This is a genomic window from Bradyrhizobium sp. WSM1743, assembly GCF_000473065.1.
Taxonomy (GTDB): domain Bacteria; phylum Pseudomonadota; class Alphaproteobacteria; order Rhizobiales; family Xanthobacteraceae; genus Bradyrhizobium.
The window spans coordinates 31661-49365 of record NZ_AXAZ01000040.1; the positions used below are offsets into that span (position 1 = coordinate 31661).

Genomic DNA, 17705 nt, shown 5'->3' on the forward strand with positions numbered 1-17705 from the left:
AAGGACAGAAGACCCGTCATCCTGAGGTGCGAGCCATGCGACGCAACCGCGTCGCATGGAGAGCCTCGAAGGATGAACGGCCGGGATGCAGCCGCGCCGTTGCCCTTCGAGGCTCGCCTCGCTTTGCAAGGCGAGCACCTCAGGATGACGGTGATGGATCGGAGCACGTGGCCTGCGCATCCCATGGATCATGCTATGCTCCACACCACCGCCGCCCTTCGAATCGTCTCATGGTCCCTTCGCGCAAGCTGCTTCTGCTGATCGCCGGCCTCCTCGCGGCGGTGGCACCGGCGCGGGCTGCCGAGTTCTACACCGAGGATCTGCGCATCCCCATGGCAGAGGCGGGGCCGCAGGGGCTGGAGGCGTTTCTGGTGCGCCCGGCGGGGACGAAGCGTTATCCGCTGGCGCTGCTCAGCCACGGCTCGCCGCGCAAGTTCGATGACCGCGCGACCATGTCGGCGCACAAATATTACGGCATCGCGCTGGAATACGCCCGGCGCGGCTTTGCCGCGCTGATCGTGATGCGGCGCGGCTACGGCACCTCGCCCGGCGGACGCGTCGACAGCGCCGGCGGTTGCGCGAAGGCGGCGCACCTGCCGGCGGCCGCGGTCGCGGTTGCCGATCTGCGCGCCGCGATCGATGCGATGGCGCATCGGGCCGACGTGACGACGTCAGGCATGATCGCAGCCGGCCATTCCGCCGGCGGGCTCGCCACAGTCGCGCTGAGCGCGCAGGCCCCGGCCGGCCTCGTCGCCGCGATCAATTTTGCCGGCGGCCGCGGCTCGCGCGACGACGACGATGTCTGCAATCCGGATGGGCTGGTGCAGGCTTTCGCCACCTTCGGCAAGACCTCGCGCGTGCCGATGCTGTGGGTCTATGCGACCAACGATTCGTATTTCGGTCCCGACCTCGCGCGCCGCCTCCATGACGGGTTTCGCGCCGGTGGCGGCAACGCCAGCTTCATCGCGGCGCCGGCTTATGGCGACGACGGCCATTATCTCTATTCGGTCGCGGGCCGTCCGCAATGGACACCGTATCTCGACGCCTTCCTGCGCGGGCGCGGGCTCGGCCATGATGTCCTAAGCCTGCCCGATCCGCTGCCGCCGCCGCACCAGCTCAATGAGGCCGCGCGGGCCGAGTTCGCGGGCTATATCGCAAGCATGCTGCCGCACAAGGCCTTTGCGGTCTCGCCGAACGGCGGTTACGGCTGGCGCGCGGGCCGCGCCACGGCCGACGACGCCCGGCGCGACTCGCTGGCGGCCTGCATGAAATGGTCGCCCGCCTGCACGCTCTATGCGGTCGATGACCAGCTGGCGGAGCCGTCGCAAGCGAGAGCCACGGATCAGAGCGCCCGCGCGCGGCAGTGACAGACGCGCCCGAGGCCGGTTTGTTAACTCTGAAGCCCTATGACAAGCCCATGCTGCGGGATCGGGCACGCTTCATTCTCGGCGCGACGTGGAGACACGTCGCGGTCGTCCTGCTTGTGTCGGCCCCGATCAGCGCAGATGCCAGCGACGGCGAGATCGACGGGCCGCACACGACCTCGACGATCGCCAGGACGGAGCTCGGCGCCGGCGAAACGCCGTGGTCCCGGGCCATGATCCGGAAGATCATCGAGAGAGAAACCAAAAGCACCGATTTGCCGGCCGATATCGCCGAAGCGGTCGTCTTCGTCGAAAGCGGCTATAACCCGGCGGTCATCGGCAGCGCTGGCGAAATCGGCCTGATGCAGGTGCGGCCCGAGACGGCGGCGATGCTGGGCTTCCGCGGAAGCAATGCGGAATTGGCCGAGCCTGATATCAACATCCATTATGGGGTGCTTTATCTCAGCCGGGCCTGGCGTCTGGCGGGCCGCGACCTCTGCCGCGCCCTGATGAAATACCGGGCAGGTCATGGCGAAGAGGAGATGACCGCGCGCTCGCAGGTCTATTGTAACCGAGCCCGTAACCGTCTCGTCGCCATGAACGCCTCGCCGGCAGGGACCGAAGCTGCGGCTGCTCCGGATCCGACGCCCCCGGTCGCGGCTGTGGCTGTGGCTGCAGCTCCGGCCAAACCGGCGAGCCGCCCGAAGATGGCGGTGCAGCCCAAAGCCGTTTATGCCCGCTATCGTCAAGGCACCGCGGCCGCCAGCCGCGCCTATTGGGCCGCCCACGAGGCCCGGATCAGCCAGATCAAGGCGCGCATCGAAGCACGATGGAAGCGCGTCGCATCGCGCTGACGACGATGTCCTACAGCCGCTCGCTGAGTGCGAGCTTGTAGCCGACCCCGGTAACGGTCGCGATCACGGGCGTGCCGCTGCCGACGAGCTTGCGGCGCAGCCGCGCCACCAGCGCATCGACCGTGCGGATGTCGACTTCGGCCTGGCGGTTGCTGACGACCTCGATCAGATAATCGCGGCTGAGCGGCCTGCCGTCGGCGCCGACGAGCGCCGCAAGCAGGTCGAATTCGGCGCGCGTCAGCGCCACCGGCTTGCCGTCGCTGCCGAGCAATTCGCGCCGGGTCAGGTCGATGATCCAGTCGCCGAACGCGATCGAATTGTGGTTGCGCGCCGCCTTGCGGTCGATCGAGCGCCGCCGCAGCACGCTGCGCGCACGCGCGAGCAGATCGCGCAAGTTGATCGGCTTGGTGACGTAATGGTCGCCGGCGACCTCGAGCCCGAGAATGCGATCGACGTCGGTGTCTCGCCGCGTCACGAAGATGATGCCCGCGTTGCTGGCGGCCTGGATCTCCTTGGCGAGCTCGAAGCCATCGCCGTCGGGCAGCTGCACGTCGAGGAAGACGAGATCAGTGCGCGCGCGCAGCGCCTGACGGCATTCCGCGCAGGAGCCGGCGCCGACCACGTCGAAATTGTTCTCGCTGAAATAGGCGACCAGCATGGTCCGCGTCACCGGATCGTCCTCGACGACGATCAGCCGCTCGCGGCCGGCCGGACGCAATTCCTGACGCGCGGAAGCAACCACGGTCTTGGATGTGCCGTGTGCCTGCGACCCGACCTGCAAATTCAAGTCGCCGCGCAACGCGCTGTCATGTGAACGGACATTCACGGCCTGTTCGAGCCCCCGAAATTGCCTGCCGCGATACTAGGCGCGCTGTGATGCGCAAACAATATTGGTCATGCTCTCGAAGCATTAAGTATGAACTGGCGCACAATTCTCATTCCGCGCATCCTTGCACGAACGGCCGTGCAAGCGGCCTCGCGCCGGCCCAAGACCGCCGATCCCGCATATCCGGCTTCGGATTGAACCGCGGTTAACGTAAAGAAGGGCTTCGGCTTCGGAAAACCCGGTCGCGCCTCTATTGTCCCGCCTGCAAAACACGAAACAACGGAGCAGGCGTGATGCGGGGGCAGGCCCGGTTGGCTGCCGGTCGAGCCGAGCAAGGCACAGCGTCTTTCGGCCGTTCGCACACGCTCGACGTTCTGCGCGGCCTCGCCATCGCCGGCGTGATGGCGATTCACGTGTCGCAGTCATTTCCGTCCAGCATCCGCGCCGTCGATTTTGCCTTCATGTGCGGCTGGACCGGCGTCAACGTGTTCTATTTCGTCAGTGCCATGACGATGTGCCTGATGTGGACGCAGCGCAGCGGGGAAACGAATCCGGCCGGCAAATTCTACATCCGGCGTTCCCTTCGCATCGCGCCGCTGTTCTGGCTCGCGATCCCCGCCTATCTCGTCATCAACGGCACCGGACCGAGCAACAACGCGCCCTACGGCATCGGCGCGCTTCAAGTGATCTTGACCGCGACGTTCCTGCACGGCTTCTGGCCGGACAGCGTCAACAGCGTCGTGCCCGGCGACTGGTCGATCGCTGCGGAAATGACCTTCTATCTCGTCTTCCCGCTTCTGATCACCGCGTTCGGGCCGCGCCGCTATCTCTATCTCGCGCTGGCGATCGCACTGCATCTCGTCAATGTCTGCCTGTTCAAGCCATGGGCCTTCGCGCTGTTCTCGGCCTATTACGGGCCCGGCCACGAGGCCTTCGTCTGGACCACGCTGCACATCAGCTTCTTGAACCAGCTTCCGGTCTTCCTGGTCGGATGCGCGCTGTTCTTCTCGCTGCGCGACGGTTTCGCCAAGTCCGATGCCGCCATCGTTGCCGTCTTCATTGTACTGTCTTTCGCTGCCAACCGCGCGACCGGCTCGCATGAGTTCAACTATCTGATGATCAACCTCGTGCTCGGCGGACTGGTGGCGGGCTGCATCCGCCTCGCCATCCGCTTGCGGCCGCTCGAGGCGCTCGGCCGCAACTCCTATTCGATGTATCTGTCGCACTTCGCGGTGATCCATGGCTTGCGCCAGCTCTGGCCGCTCGCGGATGGACTGGTCTCGCTGCTGATCGCCTATGTCGTCACCGCCGCGTTGAGCTATCTCGTCGCTCGCGCGACCTGGCATTTGATCGAACGGCGCGCCCAGGATCTGGCGCACCGCCTGACATCCGCCGGATCCGACCGATCAAGCATCCGGCCGCGCCGCGACCGCGGCCGGTCTGCGCTGAGCCCCCTGCTCCGGCTTGCTTCGTCGCCGCCTCCGAATCTAGTGTGAAGACTCTTCGCACTGGAGGTGGCGTCATGGAGGTCATACTGCTCGGCACCGGCGGTCCGCGCCCGGACCCGCGCCGCATGGCGACGACCACGCTGATCAGGCTCGGCGACGAGAATATCCTGTTCGACGCCGGCCGCGGCGTCGTGGTGCAGCTCAGCAAGGCCGGCGTGCCGCTCGGCGCCATCAACACGGTCTTTCTCACGCACCATCACTTCGACCACATCGGCGACCTCTACGATGTGATGCTGAATTCATGGATGCATGGGCGCGAGGACGCGCTGCGCGTCTATGGACCGCCGGATACCGAGCGGCTGGTCAACACGCTGATCACGCAGGTCTACGACAAGGACATCATTTGGCGGGACAAGGGCGAGCCGTCTTTCGGCGGCTGGAAGCCTGTCGTCGCGACGGACATCGTCCCAGGCCTCGTCCTCGACACCGGACGCTGGAAGGTCAGCGCCGAGCTGGTTTCGCATGGCGACGGCCTCGACATGCCGCCGGCCTTCCTCGCGCGCTGGATGTGTCTCGGCTACCGCTTCGAAGCGGAGGGCAAGGTCATTGCCATTTCCGGCGACACCGTCCCCTGTCCCGGGCTCGAGCGGCTGGCAGAGGGAGCCGACCTGCTGGTCCAGTGCTGCTTCCTCGCGACGCCGGAGATCAACAACGAGCATTTGCGCCGGCTTGCGAAATACACGATCGCCTGTGGCGACACCGTCGGCAAGGTCGCGGCCAAGGCGGGCGTCAAGAAGCTCGCGCTGACCCACCACCGGCCGCGCACCGACGATGCCATGCTGGACGCCCTGCTAGCGGATGTCAGGCAGGACTATGCGGGGCCGGTCGTGCTCGGCGAGGATCTCACGCGCATCGAGGTCTGAGCATCATCGAAGCCCGCGCGCCGCAATTGATCATGCGTGCGGAAGCTGTTCAGTGTCAGGACGATCCGACCTCGATCCGGTAGGATAACAGCTCCTGAGCGCCCGGCGCGATGTGCATCAGCCCCGGCTTGTCGGTGAACTCGCCCTGGAAGCCGGCGGGACTGGCATAGCCGCGCCAGGGCTCGATGCAGAGGAACGGCGCACCTGACGGTTTCGACCAGACGCCGAGCTCGCGAAAGCCGCGCCAGGACATTTTCAGCCAGGGCCCCGTCGATGCACCGTGCCCCGCGGCATAGCGGACCGAAGTGCTCTCGATCCGGTCGAAGATGATGGCGTCGTCGGTGAACAGGGATTCGGATAGTGAGAGCGCGGTACCTTTGACCGGACTCGCCTCCACTGCCGGGCGCAGCAGTCCACCGTCGAGACGGCGGACCGGAGACGACTCTGCGCGCGCGAAACTCAACGCATGGCCCTCCTTTGCCTCGCCGGGCTGCAGCGGCCAATTGAAGGCGGGATGGCCGCCGATCGATGCCGGCAATGTCTCCTTGCCGGTGTTGGCGATCGTGAGCGTCAGATCGAGGCCGGAATCATCGATCGCATAGGTGGCCGTGAGCCGAAACGGGAACGGATAGAGTGCGCGCGTCGCCGCATTATCATCGAGCACCAGGGTGCAACGGCTCTCGCCGCGTTCTGTCCACACAAAGCGGCTGTCGCGGGCAAAGCCGTGCTGGGTCATCCGATACGTCTTGCCCTTGTGCCGCAATTCGTCGTTGGCAAGGCGCCCGACGATCGGAAACAGCAGCGGCGCGTGGCGCGGCCATTCCGGACCCGCCTGCCAAAGGAATTCGATGCCGCCACCCTTCAGCGAGCAGAGCTCGGCGCCGTGCGCCTTGACGGTCGCGGTGAGGGAGCCGCTGCGAAGGGAGTGGGTGTCATCAGCCATTGCCGACCTCTACACTGCGGACTCATACGCAGCAAGGCGGCGCCGGCCATGCATGCGGCGCCTCCGAGCCATGCCGAGCTGCGTCATATTTCTGTACCTAACGATTGCTCCCTTGCGGTTCCTCCACCCGCGAGCTCCCCGCGAACCCGGCCGGGACTCCGATGAACCATCGTGGTAGCCAATTGAAGTTCTTCATCAACGGCCGCTTTCTGTCGCAAAAGCTCACGGGCGTTCAGCGCTATGCCGCTGAAATGGTCAAGGCCATCGACATGCTGCTGGCGTCCGAGCAGACTCCGGCCTCGCTGCGCAACGCAGATTGGCAGTTGCTGACGCCCGCGGATGCAAGCGAGAACCTTGATCTCGATCGGATCAAGATCCGCACTGTCGGCCGGTTGCATGGGCATGCCTGGGATCAAATCGATCTCGCGCGCGCCGCTGCCGGAGGCCGCCTGATCAGCCTGGCCAATTCCGGTCCCGTCTTCCATCGCGACCATATTGTCGTGATCCACGACGCCCAGGTCTTTCGCCGGCCCGACTTCTTCAACTGGCGCTATCTGACGGTTCACCGAACGATGGGCCGGCTGCTCGCCCGGCATGCAAGCATCGCAACCGTATCGGCTTTTTCGCGCGGAGAGCTCGCCGAGGTGTTGAATCTAGCGGCAACGGAGATCCCGGTCTTCCCCAACAGCGCAGAGCACTTCGCCAAGACGAAACCGGATCTCGGCATTATTTCCCGGCTCGGGGTTCAGCCGCAGAAATTCTTCCTTTATGTGGGCTCGAGGACCAAGAACAAGAATCTTTCCGTCGCTATCCGTGCCATGCAGCTGCTCGACCGGGCTGATGTTCCCCTGGTCATCGTGGGCGGCGACAACAGCAAGGTGTTTCAGGACAATTCGGGCGAAGGGGCTGCGGGCCTGCTGCTTGCCGGCCGTCTGACCGACAGCGAGATCGCGGCGCTGTATGCGCACGCATCGGCATTCGTGTTTCCCTCGCTTTACGAGGGGTTCGGCGTGCCGCCGCTCGAAGCCATGCTCTTCGGTTGTCCGGTCATCGCCTCGACGGCTGACGCCGTCGTGGAGACGTGTGGTGACGCGGCTGCGTATTTTCGCGCCACTGATGCCGAAGCATTGAAGCAGCTCATGCTCGAAAGACTGGCAATCGGCGCGATCTCGGACCAGGAACGCATGCGGCAACAGGATCGCGTGACATTCTATTCGTGGAGGAAATCGGCGAAGGCCCTGCTCGATCACCTCGCAGGGCCAGCGAACGTCGCCAGCGCTGCTTGAAATTCGACGCAGCTCGCCTGTCGCGCGCAATGGTTTTTGCACAAACGGTTTGCAACTCGCAGCTCTTTTCTTAGTTCCATAAATTTTTTCGTTTGTGCGGGTGATCGCAAGCACGAAGACCTTGGCGCAACATCACCACATCGCCGCCCCAATATCGCTACGTATTCGAGGAACTGTGTTTCGCAGTAGCGAACTCAGAACAGGGATACACGATGTCCGGCTCTCCGACGCAGCCTTATGCCAGGCAAACGATGAAAGTGCTGCACGTCGCCGAGACGATCCGTGGCGGGATTGCGAGCTATTTGAACGAGTTGCATCCACAGCAACAGGCGAGCTTCGGCGCCGAGAACGTGCACTATGTCGTGCCGTCGGATCATCGTCGCGATCTCGGCGCGATCGATGACAACCAGATTACGACGTTCGAGCGATCCGGCCGCAGCGTCTCCGGGCTCTTCCAGATGTTGCGCGCAAGCATGCAAGCGCTGGATGCCTTCAGACCGGACGTGGTGCACCTGCATTCCTCGCTTGCAGGCCTCGTGCTTCGGCCCGCGCTGGCGGCCCGCTCGGGCGGACCGCGCGTCGTCTATTGTCCGCACGGCTGGGCGTTTTCGCGCGAGACCGGCCGCCTCAGTCATGTCATGACAAAGGCGGCGGAGAACCTTCTCGCGCGCACGTCGGACCGAATCATCTGCATTTCCGGTGACGAGTTCAATGAAGCGGTCCGCGCGGGAATTCCTGCCGACCGCCTTACCATCGTCCACAATGGCATCTCGAAGAGCCGCACGCCGCAGCCCGTCGCGGCGGACTGGACTTCCAAGAAGGTCAAGGTCCTGTTCATCGGACGCCTCGACCGGCAGAAGGGCTTTGATCTTCTGATCGAAGCGGCACGCTCGCTCGAGGATGTCCTCGACGTCCGCATGGTCGGCGCCTCCGTCGTCAACAAATATGAAGGCCCGACGGTCCCGTCCAACGTGTCCCTGCTGGGCTGGCTGGACCGCCCGGCCATCGAGACCCAGCTCGAGGCCGCCGACCTCGTCGTGATTCCGTCACGATGGGAAGCCTTTGGCCTCGTTGCCCTGGAAGCGATGCGCGCGGCCAAGCCCATCCTGGCGTTCCGCAGCGGCGCACTGCCCGAGATCGTCGTCGATGGCGTCACCGGCGTGCTTTGCGAGCCCGTCGCCGTCCAGCCGCTCGTCGACGGTTTCCGGCGAGCGCTCGATCTCGATCTCAAGGTGCTGGGGCAGCGCGGCTACGACCGCTTCAAGCAGCTGTATGACGTTCAGAAGACGCATGGACAATTGCAGCAGGTCTATATCGAGCTCCTTCAGGACGACCGGACCCCCGTCGAAGCGAAGGCGGGACTACAGTCGGATCTCTCCAAGAATTTCTGATGATCAACATGCACGCTTGCCTTCGCAGATGCAGGAAGTCGGGATGGCGATGCCCTGGGCCGGGCTTGATATCACCGCCAGTGCATCGCGCGTGAGCATGATCTAGACCATGACACGCCCACGCACCTTGGTTCGCGGCAGTCTCCTCCGCCTCGCGGGCCTCATCTCGTCCATTGTTCTGTCGGTCCCTGCCTGCGCTCAGCACGCTCAACCGCTCGACGCTCGATTCCTGCTCGGTGTCGGCACCCATCAGGGACTGGGCGGGCCGGTGAGCGCGCGGGGATACGTCCCTGCGGAGAACATCGCCCAGATCAAGCAACTCGGCCTCAACTCCTTCCGCGACGATTTTCCCTGGTCCGATTTCGAGGTGGGAGGACGCCGGATGGGGTTCACGCCCAAGCTCGGCAGGCTCGAGGCGCAGGTCAAATCCGGCGTCGCACGTCCCCTCCTGATCCTCGCCTTCGGCCATCATCTCGTTCCGAATTCCTCGCCGCCGACGACCGATGAGGCGCGGCAGCGGTTCGCCGACTATGCCGCTGCGGCGGCGCAATCCGTCGTGGCGCAGCATCCCCTCTTCGAGCTCTGGAACGAGTGGAACCTGGCGGCGAAAAAGGATGCCGCCTTCTCACCGGAGAATTATCTGGCGCTTGCCGAGGCCACACGACCGGCGGTCAAGCGGGTTGCACCGAATGCGCCTTTCCTGGTTGGAGCGCTCGGCGACGATCCGGGCTGGACATGGACGGAGAAGATGCTGCGGACCGGCATTCTGCAATATGCCGACGGCGCTTCGATCCATCTCTACAATTTCTGCATGGGCCCGAGCAAACGTACCTCGGCCGAAGTCATCGAGCGGCTCACGGCGTTTCACCGGCTCGTCGGCCAGGCGAGCGGAAATCCCGACTTCCCGATCTATGTGACCGAGACCGGCTGGACCACGGCCGCCAACAAATGCGGCGTCAGCGAACAGGCCCAGGCCGACAATACGGCGCAGCTCATCCTGTGGGCCTCGACCGCGACGCGCTGGCTCAAGGGAATCTGGATCTACGAGCTCAAGGACAGCGGCAAGAATCCATCGGAGCTGGAGCACAATTTCGGCCTCTATCGCTTCGACAATTCGCCAAAGCCCGTCGCCTGTGCGGCCCAGGGCGCCTGGGCTTTCATTCGCTCCAGCCTGAGTGCCGAGCGACGAGAGCTCGCCAGCGGCGTCGTGTCGATCAATGCATCAACGACGTCCGGCGGCAGAGTTGCGGTCTGGTCCGAGGCTCCGGATCGACGTTACGAAATCCGGCTCAAAGGCGATGAGCAAGGCGCAACCTATGCACTGCCGTGCGATGCGGCCGCAAGACCGGCATCCGGCGCCTGGATTCCGGTTTCGAGCACACCGGTTCTTATTGCAGCCAATCACGGTGCCATTCCCGCCCTGGAGATACGTCCGGCGCGGTAGGCGCGATTTTGCAGACATGAGGTTATGCGATGAAAGTTCTTTTGACGTCCACGCTTTATCCGACGCCTCAGGCACCAAAGATTGTTGGCGGTGCAGAGATCTTCGCGCGACGTTTCGCCGAAGGCCTGGTGCAGCGCGGTGATGAGGTGGAGGTGATCCGGGCCGCATCGTCCCCTGGGCAGGAGCGCGAAAGCTGCAACGGCATCAACGTCTATTCCGCGCCGGTGCGGAACGTCTATCTGCCCTTCACGGAGCAGAAGAACGCCGCTTTACGCAGCATCTGGCACGCGGTCGACGACTGGCAGATGCAGGCACCCCTGATCGCGGAGCGAATCCAGGCGTTCAAGCCGGACGTGCTGCACTCCAACAATTTGTCGGGTCTCACCACCGCGATCTGGCGCGTTGCCGCCCAGCTCGGAGTCCCGGTGCTCCACACGCTTCACGACTATTACCTGACCTGTCCACGCTGCTCCCGCTTCGACAAGGGACGCTCCTGCGAGCGCACCTGCACGAGCTGCGGAATTCTGACCTTTCATCGCAAGCGGGCCACGCATTGGCTGAGCGCCGTGGTCGGCGTGAGCGAGCGCGTGCTGTCGATTCATACCGACATGGGCATGTTCTCGGAGACGCCGATCCGCACCGTGATCCGCAACGCCTCGACCGAGCCGCCCCGCGCGCCCTACCCTCGTCCGATCTGCACCACGGAAGTGACGTTCGGGTTCATCGGCCGCCTCACCGAGGAGAAGGGCATCGACAACCTGATGCGGGCGCTTGCCCTGCTGCCCCGCGATCGCATCCGGATGATGATCGCCGGCCGGGTCAGCGAGGAGGAGCAACGCCGCCTCAGGTCGCTCGCGCCGCATGCGCGCATCGAGTTCATGGGCTTCGTGGCGCCGGACGATTTCTATAAGCAGGTCGACGTGGTGATCGCACCGTCGATCTGGCACGACCCCGGTCCACTGGTCGTCGCAGATGCCAAGGCGGCCGGCAGGCCGCTACTCGGAACGCGCTTTGGCGGCATGCCCGAGGTCATCGAGCATGGCGTGACGGGCTGGCTGACCGACGCCGATCCACAATCCCTGGCCAACAGCATGCTCGCAGTCGCGTCGGATCCGCACAAGATCGACGAGATCAGCCGACGCCTGATCGCCGATACCAACAAGTGGATATTTGCCGACGTGCTGTCTTCATACAAGAACCTGTATGAGCAATTGCGCGAGCAACGGATGTCGCGCATGCGCGCAGCAACGAGTGAAGCGCCACAGGGACCGGCCGTCGGCAAGGAGCGCCTCATTCCGAGATGACACGCCTCTTCGCGATGGCGGGCTACGTCTATCAGAGTGCCGCGGCGATCATCCTGATCTTCGCGATCAGTCATCTGCTGCCCGCCGCCGCCTACACCAGTTTCTCCTTCACGCTGGCCTCGAGCCAATTGCTCTGCGTCCTGATGTTCGAGTGGCTGCAGCTTGCCGGGCTGCGCTTTCTGGCGGCGGCCGGCGAGAAAGAGGCGGCCCGGCTGAGGTGGTCGCTCTTTGCCGCAGGCCTATCGAGTGCGGGCGCGCTCGTCGTGATCGGGAGTTGCGCCTCTCAGGCCAGTGCGCTCCCGACAGGAATCATCGCGCTGGGCCTCGGCATATCCGTGCTTCAGGGCCTGACGGATCTCTATTTCCTGTCGGTCCGCCTGTCCGATCGACTGGGCATCGCGTCCTTTCTTCTTGCGTTTCGGGCCACCGCTCTTCTGGCCGGGGCCGCCGCGGGAGCGGCGATTTCAGGAACGGCCGAAGCGGCGCTGCTCGGCATTAGCGCGGGCCACGCCCTGGGCCTCGTCGCCGGGCTGGTGGCCTATCGCACCCCCCTCGAGCCCATTCCGCTGCGGACGATGCTCGCCGACTGGAAGGATTTCTCCCGCTACGGCATGCTCGCCGCAGGCGCGTCCGTCATCCATTTGTCGGTGCCGGTGCTGCTCCGTGTCATCGTCATCGGCCGGCTTGGTGCGACGGGGGCTGGCGCCGGATTTTCGATCGCGCTCGACCTGCTGCAACGTCCCTTCTGGGTCCTCAATGCGGCGATCCACACCGTGAGCTATCCCAAGGTGGTCAGCGATTTCGAGCGCGGGACCGGCACAGAATCAGTGCAATCGGCGCGCCGCATGTTCGAGTTCATGATCTGCACGACCCTCGTGCTGCTCGGCGGGCTGGTCGGCTTCATTCCGGACGCTGCGCGGATCCTGGTGCCGCAGGAGAGCCTGGGTGGATTCCTGGAGACGGCGCCGGCGATCGCCGCCTTCTATTTCCTGCATACCCATTTGCAGGCGACGATCGCGGTTGTCCCCCACCTCGAGAAGCTGGCGACCAGGCTGGTGCTGGTCGCGGCCGGCCAGCTCGCCATGGTCGTGGCCCTCTCCCTGGTCGCGGTGTCGGCCGGCCTGTCGCCGCGGGGGGCGGTGAACTGTGCTTCGCTCGCCACCCTCGCAACGATTGTGGTCGCGCTCGGTCCGACACTGCGGTTCGAGGCTTTCCCGCGCTGGTCGTTGGTCATGCAGGCGCTGGTGGCCGCAATCCTGATCGGGTCGCTCGGTTCGATGCCGACCGAGCCCACAGCATGGCTCGCCGGCAAGATCGCGATCGCTGCGTTCGCAACGGGGGTGATCGCATGGCGCGGCGACTTTCTCATGCTCGCCCGCCGCAGCTGATTCGCCGCAGCTGCAGTCAGCGGATCAGATCCTGGTTTCCGATACGGAACCAACCGCCGGTCTCGGCTCCCGCAGCGTGTCCGTGCACCATCACAGAGCCACCACAACCGAAGCGGGTATTTCCTACACCTTAATCGCCCATAGAAACGGCATCTGCAAACGTCCTGTGCAGGAACTGCGGACTGCAGATCAGGACCCCGTTGGATTACGGACACGACAGAGCCCTTTAGCCGACGTCGAGCACTGCAAGCGTGCCGCACGTTCCATCGCAAGCCCGTCGTATGGATCCAATTCGCACAGCATGCGCATACATTCAGCAGTGCAAATCACGAAAATCTTGAAAGCGCCTTCCTCACGCCATGCTGCACGGGCATCGCATGATCATTCTGCTGCGAACGCGAGTCGACTGTTCCTGCACAAGGAACCCCGTTTCGCTCGCGATTTGTAGCTTCCATTTTTATCTGAAATTCACACTCGACAGAGAAGGTTGAACGCAAATCCCTGCGAGCAATTTCGTTCGCGCTGAAAATCGAGTGTGCAATGTCCGATCAAACCATCCTGTCCGCCAGCGGCTTCATCAACTCCATCGGAGTCAACACGCATTCCGGCTTCGGTTGGACCGGATACAACAATCTCGCGCTGATGGTCGATGACCTGAAGTACCTTGGCGTCACCCATCTCCGCGACGCCATGGGAACCAGCCCGTCTGCACAACCGGTGGTCGACGGCCTCGGCGCTGCCGGTTACAAGTTCGACTTCCTGGTGTCGTCCGCCCTGCCCCAGACGGGCACGACGGGACTGCAGAACTACATCGTCTCGCTCGAGAAGTTCGCAGCGAGCCATCCGGGCAGCATCAGCGCCATCGAAGGTCTCAACGAGGCCAATCACCAGCCCTTCAGCTACAACGGCAGCTCGAGCCTCAGTGCCGCGGCCCAGTTCCAGAGCGCGCTCTATCAGGCCGTCAATGCCAACGCCGCGCTCGCCAACACCCCCGTCTATAATCTGTCACTGGCCTACAACGATCCGCAGGGCTACAGCCAGCTCGGCAACATGTCGGGCTCGGTCGACTACGCCAACGCGCATGCCTATGTCAGCACCAGCCTGACGACCAGCAGCTCGCTCGCCGCCACGTTGAGCGCCGTCTCCACCGCGGCACCGGGAAAGCCCATCGTCATCACCGAGACCGGCTACACCACGCAGGCCAATACTCAATATCTCGGCGTCAACGAGACGGTGCAGGCCAAATCGATCCTGAACACCCTGGTCGACGCCTACAAGGCCGGCGTCAGCTCGACTTATCTCTACGAGCTGTTCGACCGCGACTCGTCGGCTGCCAATACCAACCCTGAAGCGAACTTCGGACTGTTCAACTCCGACGGCACGCCGAAGCTTGCCGCGACGGCGATTCATAATCTGACGACCATTCTGGCCGACGACGGCAAGGGCGGCCTGCAGCCGACTGATCCATTGAACTACACCCTGAGCAACATGCCGGCCTCGGGCAACAGCATGGTGCTCGGCAAGAGCAACGGCGCCTACGAGCTCGTCGTCTGGGCCGAGCCGAAACTCTGGAACGATGCGACTGATACCGAGGTGTCCAATGCGGCCCAGACGGTCACGGTGAACCTCGGCGCCGTCCATCATACGGTGAAGGTGTACGACACGCTGACGGGAACCACGGCGATCGCCAGCTACACCGACGTCAGCACGATCACCGTTCCGGTCAGCGATCATCCGCTGATCATCGAGATCGACGCGCCTGCGACCACCCAGACCCCGCCGGACACCCGGACCAGCGTCAGCGGCACGGCGGCCGAGATCGTGCCGCAACTGTCCGACCTCAGCAAGTCGACGGCGCTGCAGAGCATCACGCTGACCGACTCGCACGTCCTGCCGGTCGCTTCGAAGGCGACGATGGACTACATCATCGCCCATTACGGCACCGCGCTGTCCAAGATCCAGGGCGGATACTCGTTCTCGGTGACGAACTCGGCCGCGACCTGGAGCAGCACCAAGACATATAACGCCAGCGGAACGCTTCTATCGAAGTCGGACACCGGCCTGAATTCAAGCGGGCAGCCGACCTCGACCACCGTCGCCTATACCGACGGTTCAAAGGACCTGATCAGCTACACCTCCGGCGTGAAGACGAAATTCGTTCATATCGGCACCGACGGAACCCGGACCACCGACACCTACAACACGGCCGGAACACTTCTGAGCGAAATCGTGCAGAAAACGGACGGCTATTACTCCACCACGCTCTATACGAACGGCGTGAAAACCGCCGCCTACGTCAAGAACGCCGACGGCTCGCAGGACAACTACACCTACAACATCACGGGGAAGAGCTTCACCACGCAGGTGCAGCACCTCGACCCCACGGGAAAGATCACCTCGGTGACCCGCAGCCATGCCGACGGCTCGCTGGACTCGACGCAAGTCTACAACAGCGACGGCAGCAGCGTGATCACCACCTACAGTGCCACCGGCGTCAAGCTGGTCGAGACCACCTATCATGCCGATCACAGCAAGGACGTCTGGACCTACAACATCACGGGCCAGAGCTACGCGACCGAGCACGACGTCTATAATTCGACCGGCTTCCTCACCAACCTGACGCGCCTGCACAGCGACGGCAGCCTCGCCTTCAAGCTGGTTCAGACGCCCGACGGCACCAAGACGACCGATTGGTACAATGCCGCCGGCAGCCTCACCAATGAGGTGGTGCAGAAGGCCGACGGCACCACCTCGACGACCCTCTACAGCAACGGCGTCAAGACCAACACCTATGTCAAGAATGCCGATGGCAGCCAGGACAATTATGCCTATGGCATCACCGGCCAGAGCTACACCACGCTGATCCAGCACGTCGATCCGTCCGGCAAGGTCACGGCCGTGACCCGCAAGCATGCCGACGGCACGCTCGACTACACCCAGGTCATCAACGCCGACGGCAGCAGCGTCGTCACCAACTACGATGCCGCGGGAACGCGTATCAAGGAAACCGACTTGCACGCCGACGGCAGCAAGGACGTCTTCCTCTTCAACATCACCGGCCAGACCTACACGACCGAGCACGACATCTACGACGCGTCCGGCTTCCTCACCACGCTGATCCGCAAGCACGCCGACGGCAGCATGGCGTTCAAGCTGGTGCAGAGCAGCGATGGGACCAAGACGACGGACTGGTACGACGCCAGCGGCGTGCTCACCAGCGAGGTCGTCCAGAAGGCGAGCGGTTACAGCTCGACCACGGTGTACACCAATGGCGTGAAGACCGCGGCTTACATCACCAACGCGGACATGAGTCACGACAACTATAGCTACAACATCACCGGTCAGAGCTATACCACGCAGTACCAGCACCTCGATCCATCCGGTCAAACGACCGAGGTGATCCGCTGGCATGCCGACAACTCGCTCGACTACACCCAGGTCGTCAACAGCGACGGCAGCAGCGTCGTCACCAACTACGACGCGGCCGGCGTCAAGAAGACGGAAACCGACTACCACGCCGACGGCTCGAAGGACGTGTTCCAGTTCAACGTCGTGGGCCAGAACTACACCAACGAGCACGACACGTACGATGCGACCGGCTTCCTCACCCACATCGTGCGCACCCACGCCGACGACAGCCTGGCCTTCACGCTGGTGCAGAGCGCCGACGGCACCAAGACCTCGGACTGGTACGATGCCAACGGCGTCATCACCAGCGAGGTCACGACCAAGAGCGATGGTTACAACTCCACGACCGTCTACACCGGCGGCGTGCAGACCGCCGCCTATATCAAGAACGCCGATGGCACGTCGGACAACTGGAACTACAACGTCACCGGGCAGTCCTACACCACCCAGCATCAGCACCTCGACGCCTCGGGCAAGCTGGTCGAGCTCACGCGGACCCACGCCGACGGCACTCTGGACTATACCCAGGTCATCCACGACGACGGCAGCAAGCTGACCGACATCTACGACAGCGTCGGGACCAAGACCCAGGAGATCGCCAACAACGCCGACGGCACCAAGGACGTCTTCCTGTTCAACTTCAACGGACAGGCCGGCACGACGCAGCACGAGAATTACAACAGCGCCAACGCGCTGCAGTTCTTCGATCAGACCAAGACCGATGGCACCCACAACGTCACGGCCGTCGCGAGCGGCGTGACGATCCAGGGCGGGGCCGGCAACGACGTGTTCTCGGCCGCACCAAGCTCGACCACCATCGCCTACGACCATGGCCAGGACCAGGTCCTCAACTTCCAGGCCGGCGACAGCACGACGCACGACGTGATCCAGATCTCGAAGCTATTGGCCGCGGACTACAGCCACCTGCAGATGACGCAGTCCGGCACGAACGCGCTCATCACGTTCTCGGCCAACGACTCGATCCTCCTGAAGAACGTCTATGTCAGCAGCCTGACCAGCCACGATTTCCTGTTCGTCTGAGTAGACTGGACAGGACAGCATCTAACGCGGGCCGGGACCAGCCAAGGTCCCGGCCCGTTCATTAGGCGCTTGCCTCATCGAAAGG

The 17705-nt window shown here is 63.8% G+C and carries 12 protein-coding genes; 10 read left to right on the forward strand and 2 right to left on the reverse strand.

What is annotated here, in order from left to right; all coding sequences use genetic code 11:
• The first annotated feature begins 230 nt into the window (after window positions 1–230).
• Window positions 231–1367, forward strand: coding sequence for a S9 family peptidase (locus YU9_RS0122765; RefSeq protein WP_027574863.1), 1137 nt, complete (start codon window positions 231–233; stop codon window positions 1365–1367).
• A gap of 50 nt (window positions 1368–1417) precedes the next feature.
• Window positions 1418–2218, forward strand: a complete 801-nt coding sequence (locus YU9_RS0122770; protein WP_027574864.1) for a transglycosylase SLT domain-containing protein — start codon at window positions 1418–1420, stop codon at window positions 2216–2218.
• 10 nt (window positions 2219–2228) lie between these two features.
• On the opposite strand, the gene YU9_RS0122775 is transcribed toward YU9_RS0122770, so the two are convergent.
• Window positions 2229–3044: a response regulator transcription factor gene (locus YU9_RS0122775; protein WP_027574865.1), complete on the reverse strand. Its 816-nt coding sequence runs from the start codon at window positions 3042–3044 to the stop codon at window positions 2229–2231.
• 293 nt (window positions 3045–3337) lie between these two features.
• On the opposite strand from YU9_RS0122775, the gene YU9_RS42305 reads away from it, so the two are divergent.
• Window positions 3338–4540 (forward strand): acyltransferase, encoded by a 1203-nt coding sequence (locus YU9_RS42305; protein ID WP_084299040.1) that lies wholly within the window; start codon window positions 3338–3340, stop codon window positions 4538–4540.
• Between the two features lie 26 nt (window positions 4541–4566).
• Window positions 4567–5415: an MBL fold metallo-hydrolase gene (locus tag YU9_RS0122790; protein ID WP_027574866.1), complete on the forward strand. Its 849-nt coding sequence runs from the start codon at window positions 4567–4569 to the stop codon at window positions 5413–5415.
• Between the two features lie 55 nt (window positions 5416–5470).
• Here YU9_RS0122790 and YU9_RS0122795 read toward each other — a convergent pair whose 3' ends face one another.
• Window positions 5471–6358, reverse strand: coding sequence for an aldose 1-epimerase family protein (locus YU9_RS0122795; protein WP_027574867.1), 888 nt, complete (start codon window positions 6356–6358; stop codon window positions 5471–5473).
• 182 nt (window positions 6359–6540) lie between these two features.
• Between YU9_RS0122795 and YU9_RS0122800 the strand changes: the two genes are divergently transcribed.
• The 6 genes from YU9_RS0122800 to YU9_RS0122825 all read left to right on the forward strand — a co-directional run bounded on the left by YU9_RS0122800 (window position 6541) and on the right by YU9_RS0122825 (window position 17620).
• Entirely contained in the window at window positions 6541–7644 is a 1104-nt protein-coding gene (locus YU9_RS0122800) for a glycosyltransferase family 1 protein (RefSeq protein ID WP_027574868.1), read from the forward strand.
• Between the two features lie 212 nt (window positions 7645–7856).
• The gene (locus YU9_RS0122805) at window positions 7857–9035 is read left to right on the forward strand and encodes a glycosyltransferase (protein ID WP_245266489.1); all 1179 of its coding nucleotides are present in this window, start codon (window positions 7857–7859) and stop codon (window positions 9033–9035) included.
• A 109-nt stretch (window positions 9036–9144) separates the two neighbouring features.
• Window positions 9145–10479: a hypothetical protein gene (locus YU9_RS0122810; protein WP_027574870.1), complete on the forward strand. Its 1335-nt coding sequence runs from the start codon at window positions 9145–9147 to the stop codon at window positions 10477–10479.
• Between the two features lie 29 nt (window positions 10480–10508).
• Complete coding sequence (locus YU9_RS0122815) at window positions 10509–11783, forward strand: glycosyltransferase family 4 protein (protein ID WP_027574871.1); 1275 nt, start codon at window positions 10509–10511, stop codon at window positions 11781–11783.
• The gene (locus tag YU9_RS0122820; RefSeq protein WP_027574872.1) at window positions 11780–13171 is read left to right on the forward strand and encodes a hypothetical protein; all 1392 of its coding nucleotides are present in this window, start codon (window positions 11780–11782) and stop codon (window positions 13169–13171) included. The genes YU9_RS0122815 and YU9_RS0122820 overlap by 4 nt, the downstream gene beginning before the upstream one ends.
• A gap of 540 nt (window positions 13172–13711) precedes the next feature.
• Window positions 13712–17620 carry an RHS repeat protein gene (locus tag YU9_RS0122825; RefSeq protein WP_027574873.1) on the forward strand — a complete coding sequence of 1303 codons (3909 nt, stop codon included), beginning with the start codon at window positions 13712–13714 and terminating at the stop codon, window positions 17618–17620.
• Window positions 17621–17705 lie beyond the last annotated feature (85 nt).

Bases quoted from the DNA above. Each gene is read 5' to 3' on its own strand.
- YU9_RS0122765 (WP_027574863.1), top strand. From the start codon at position 231: ATGGTCCCTTCGCGCAAGCTGCTTCTGCTGATCGCCGGCCTCCTCGCG.
- YU9_RS0122820 (WP_027574872.1), top strand. From the start codon at position 11,780: ATGACACGCCTCTTCGCGATGGCGGGCTACGTCTATCAGAGTGCCGCG.
- YU9_RS0122825 (WP_027574873.1), top strand. From the start codon at position 13,712: ATGTCCGATCAAACCATCCTGTCCGCCAGCGGCTTCATCAACTCCATC.
- YU9_RS0122795 (WP_027574867.1), bottom strand. From the start codon at position 6,358: ATGGCTGATGACACCCACTCCCTTCGCAGCGGCTCCCTCACCGCGACC.
- YU9_RS0122770 (WP_027574864.1), top strand. From the start codon at position 1,418: ATGCTGCGGGATCGGGCACGCTTCATTCTCGGCGCGACGTGGAGACAC.
- YU9_RS0122810 (WP_027574870.1), top strand. From the start codon at position 9,145: ATGACACGCCCACGCACCTTGGTTCGCGGCAGTCTCCTCCGCCTCGCG.
- YU9_RS42305 (WP_084299040.1), top strand. From the start codon at position 3,338: ATGCGGGGGCAGGCCCGGTTGGCTGCCGGTCGAGCCGAGCAAGGCACA.
- YU9_RS0122790 (WP_027574866.1), top strand. From the start codon at position 4,567: ATGGAGGTCATACTGCTCGGCACCGGCGGTCCGCGCCCGGACCCGCGC.
- YU9_RS0122805 (WP_245266489.1), top strand. From the start codon at position 7,857: ATGTCCGGCTCTCCGACGCAGCCTTATGCCAGGCAAACGATGAAAGTG.
- YU9_RS0122815 (WP_027574871.1), top strand. From the start codon at position 10,509: ATGAAAGTTCTTTTGACGTCCACGCTTTATCCGACGCCTCAGGCACCA.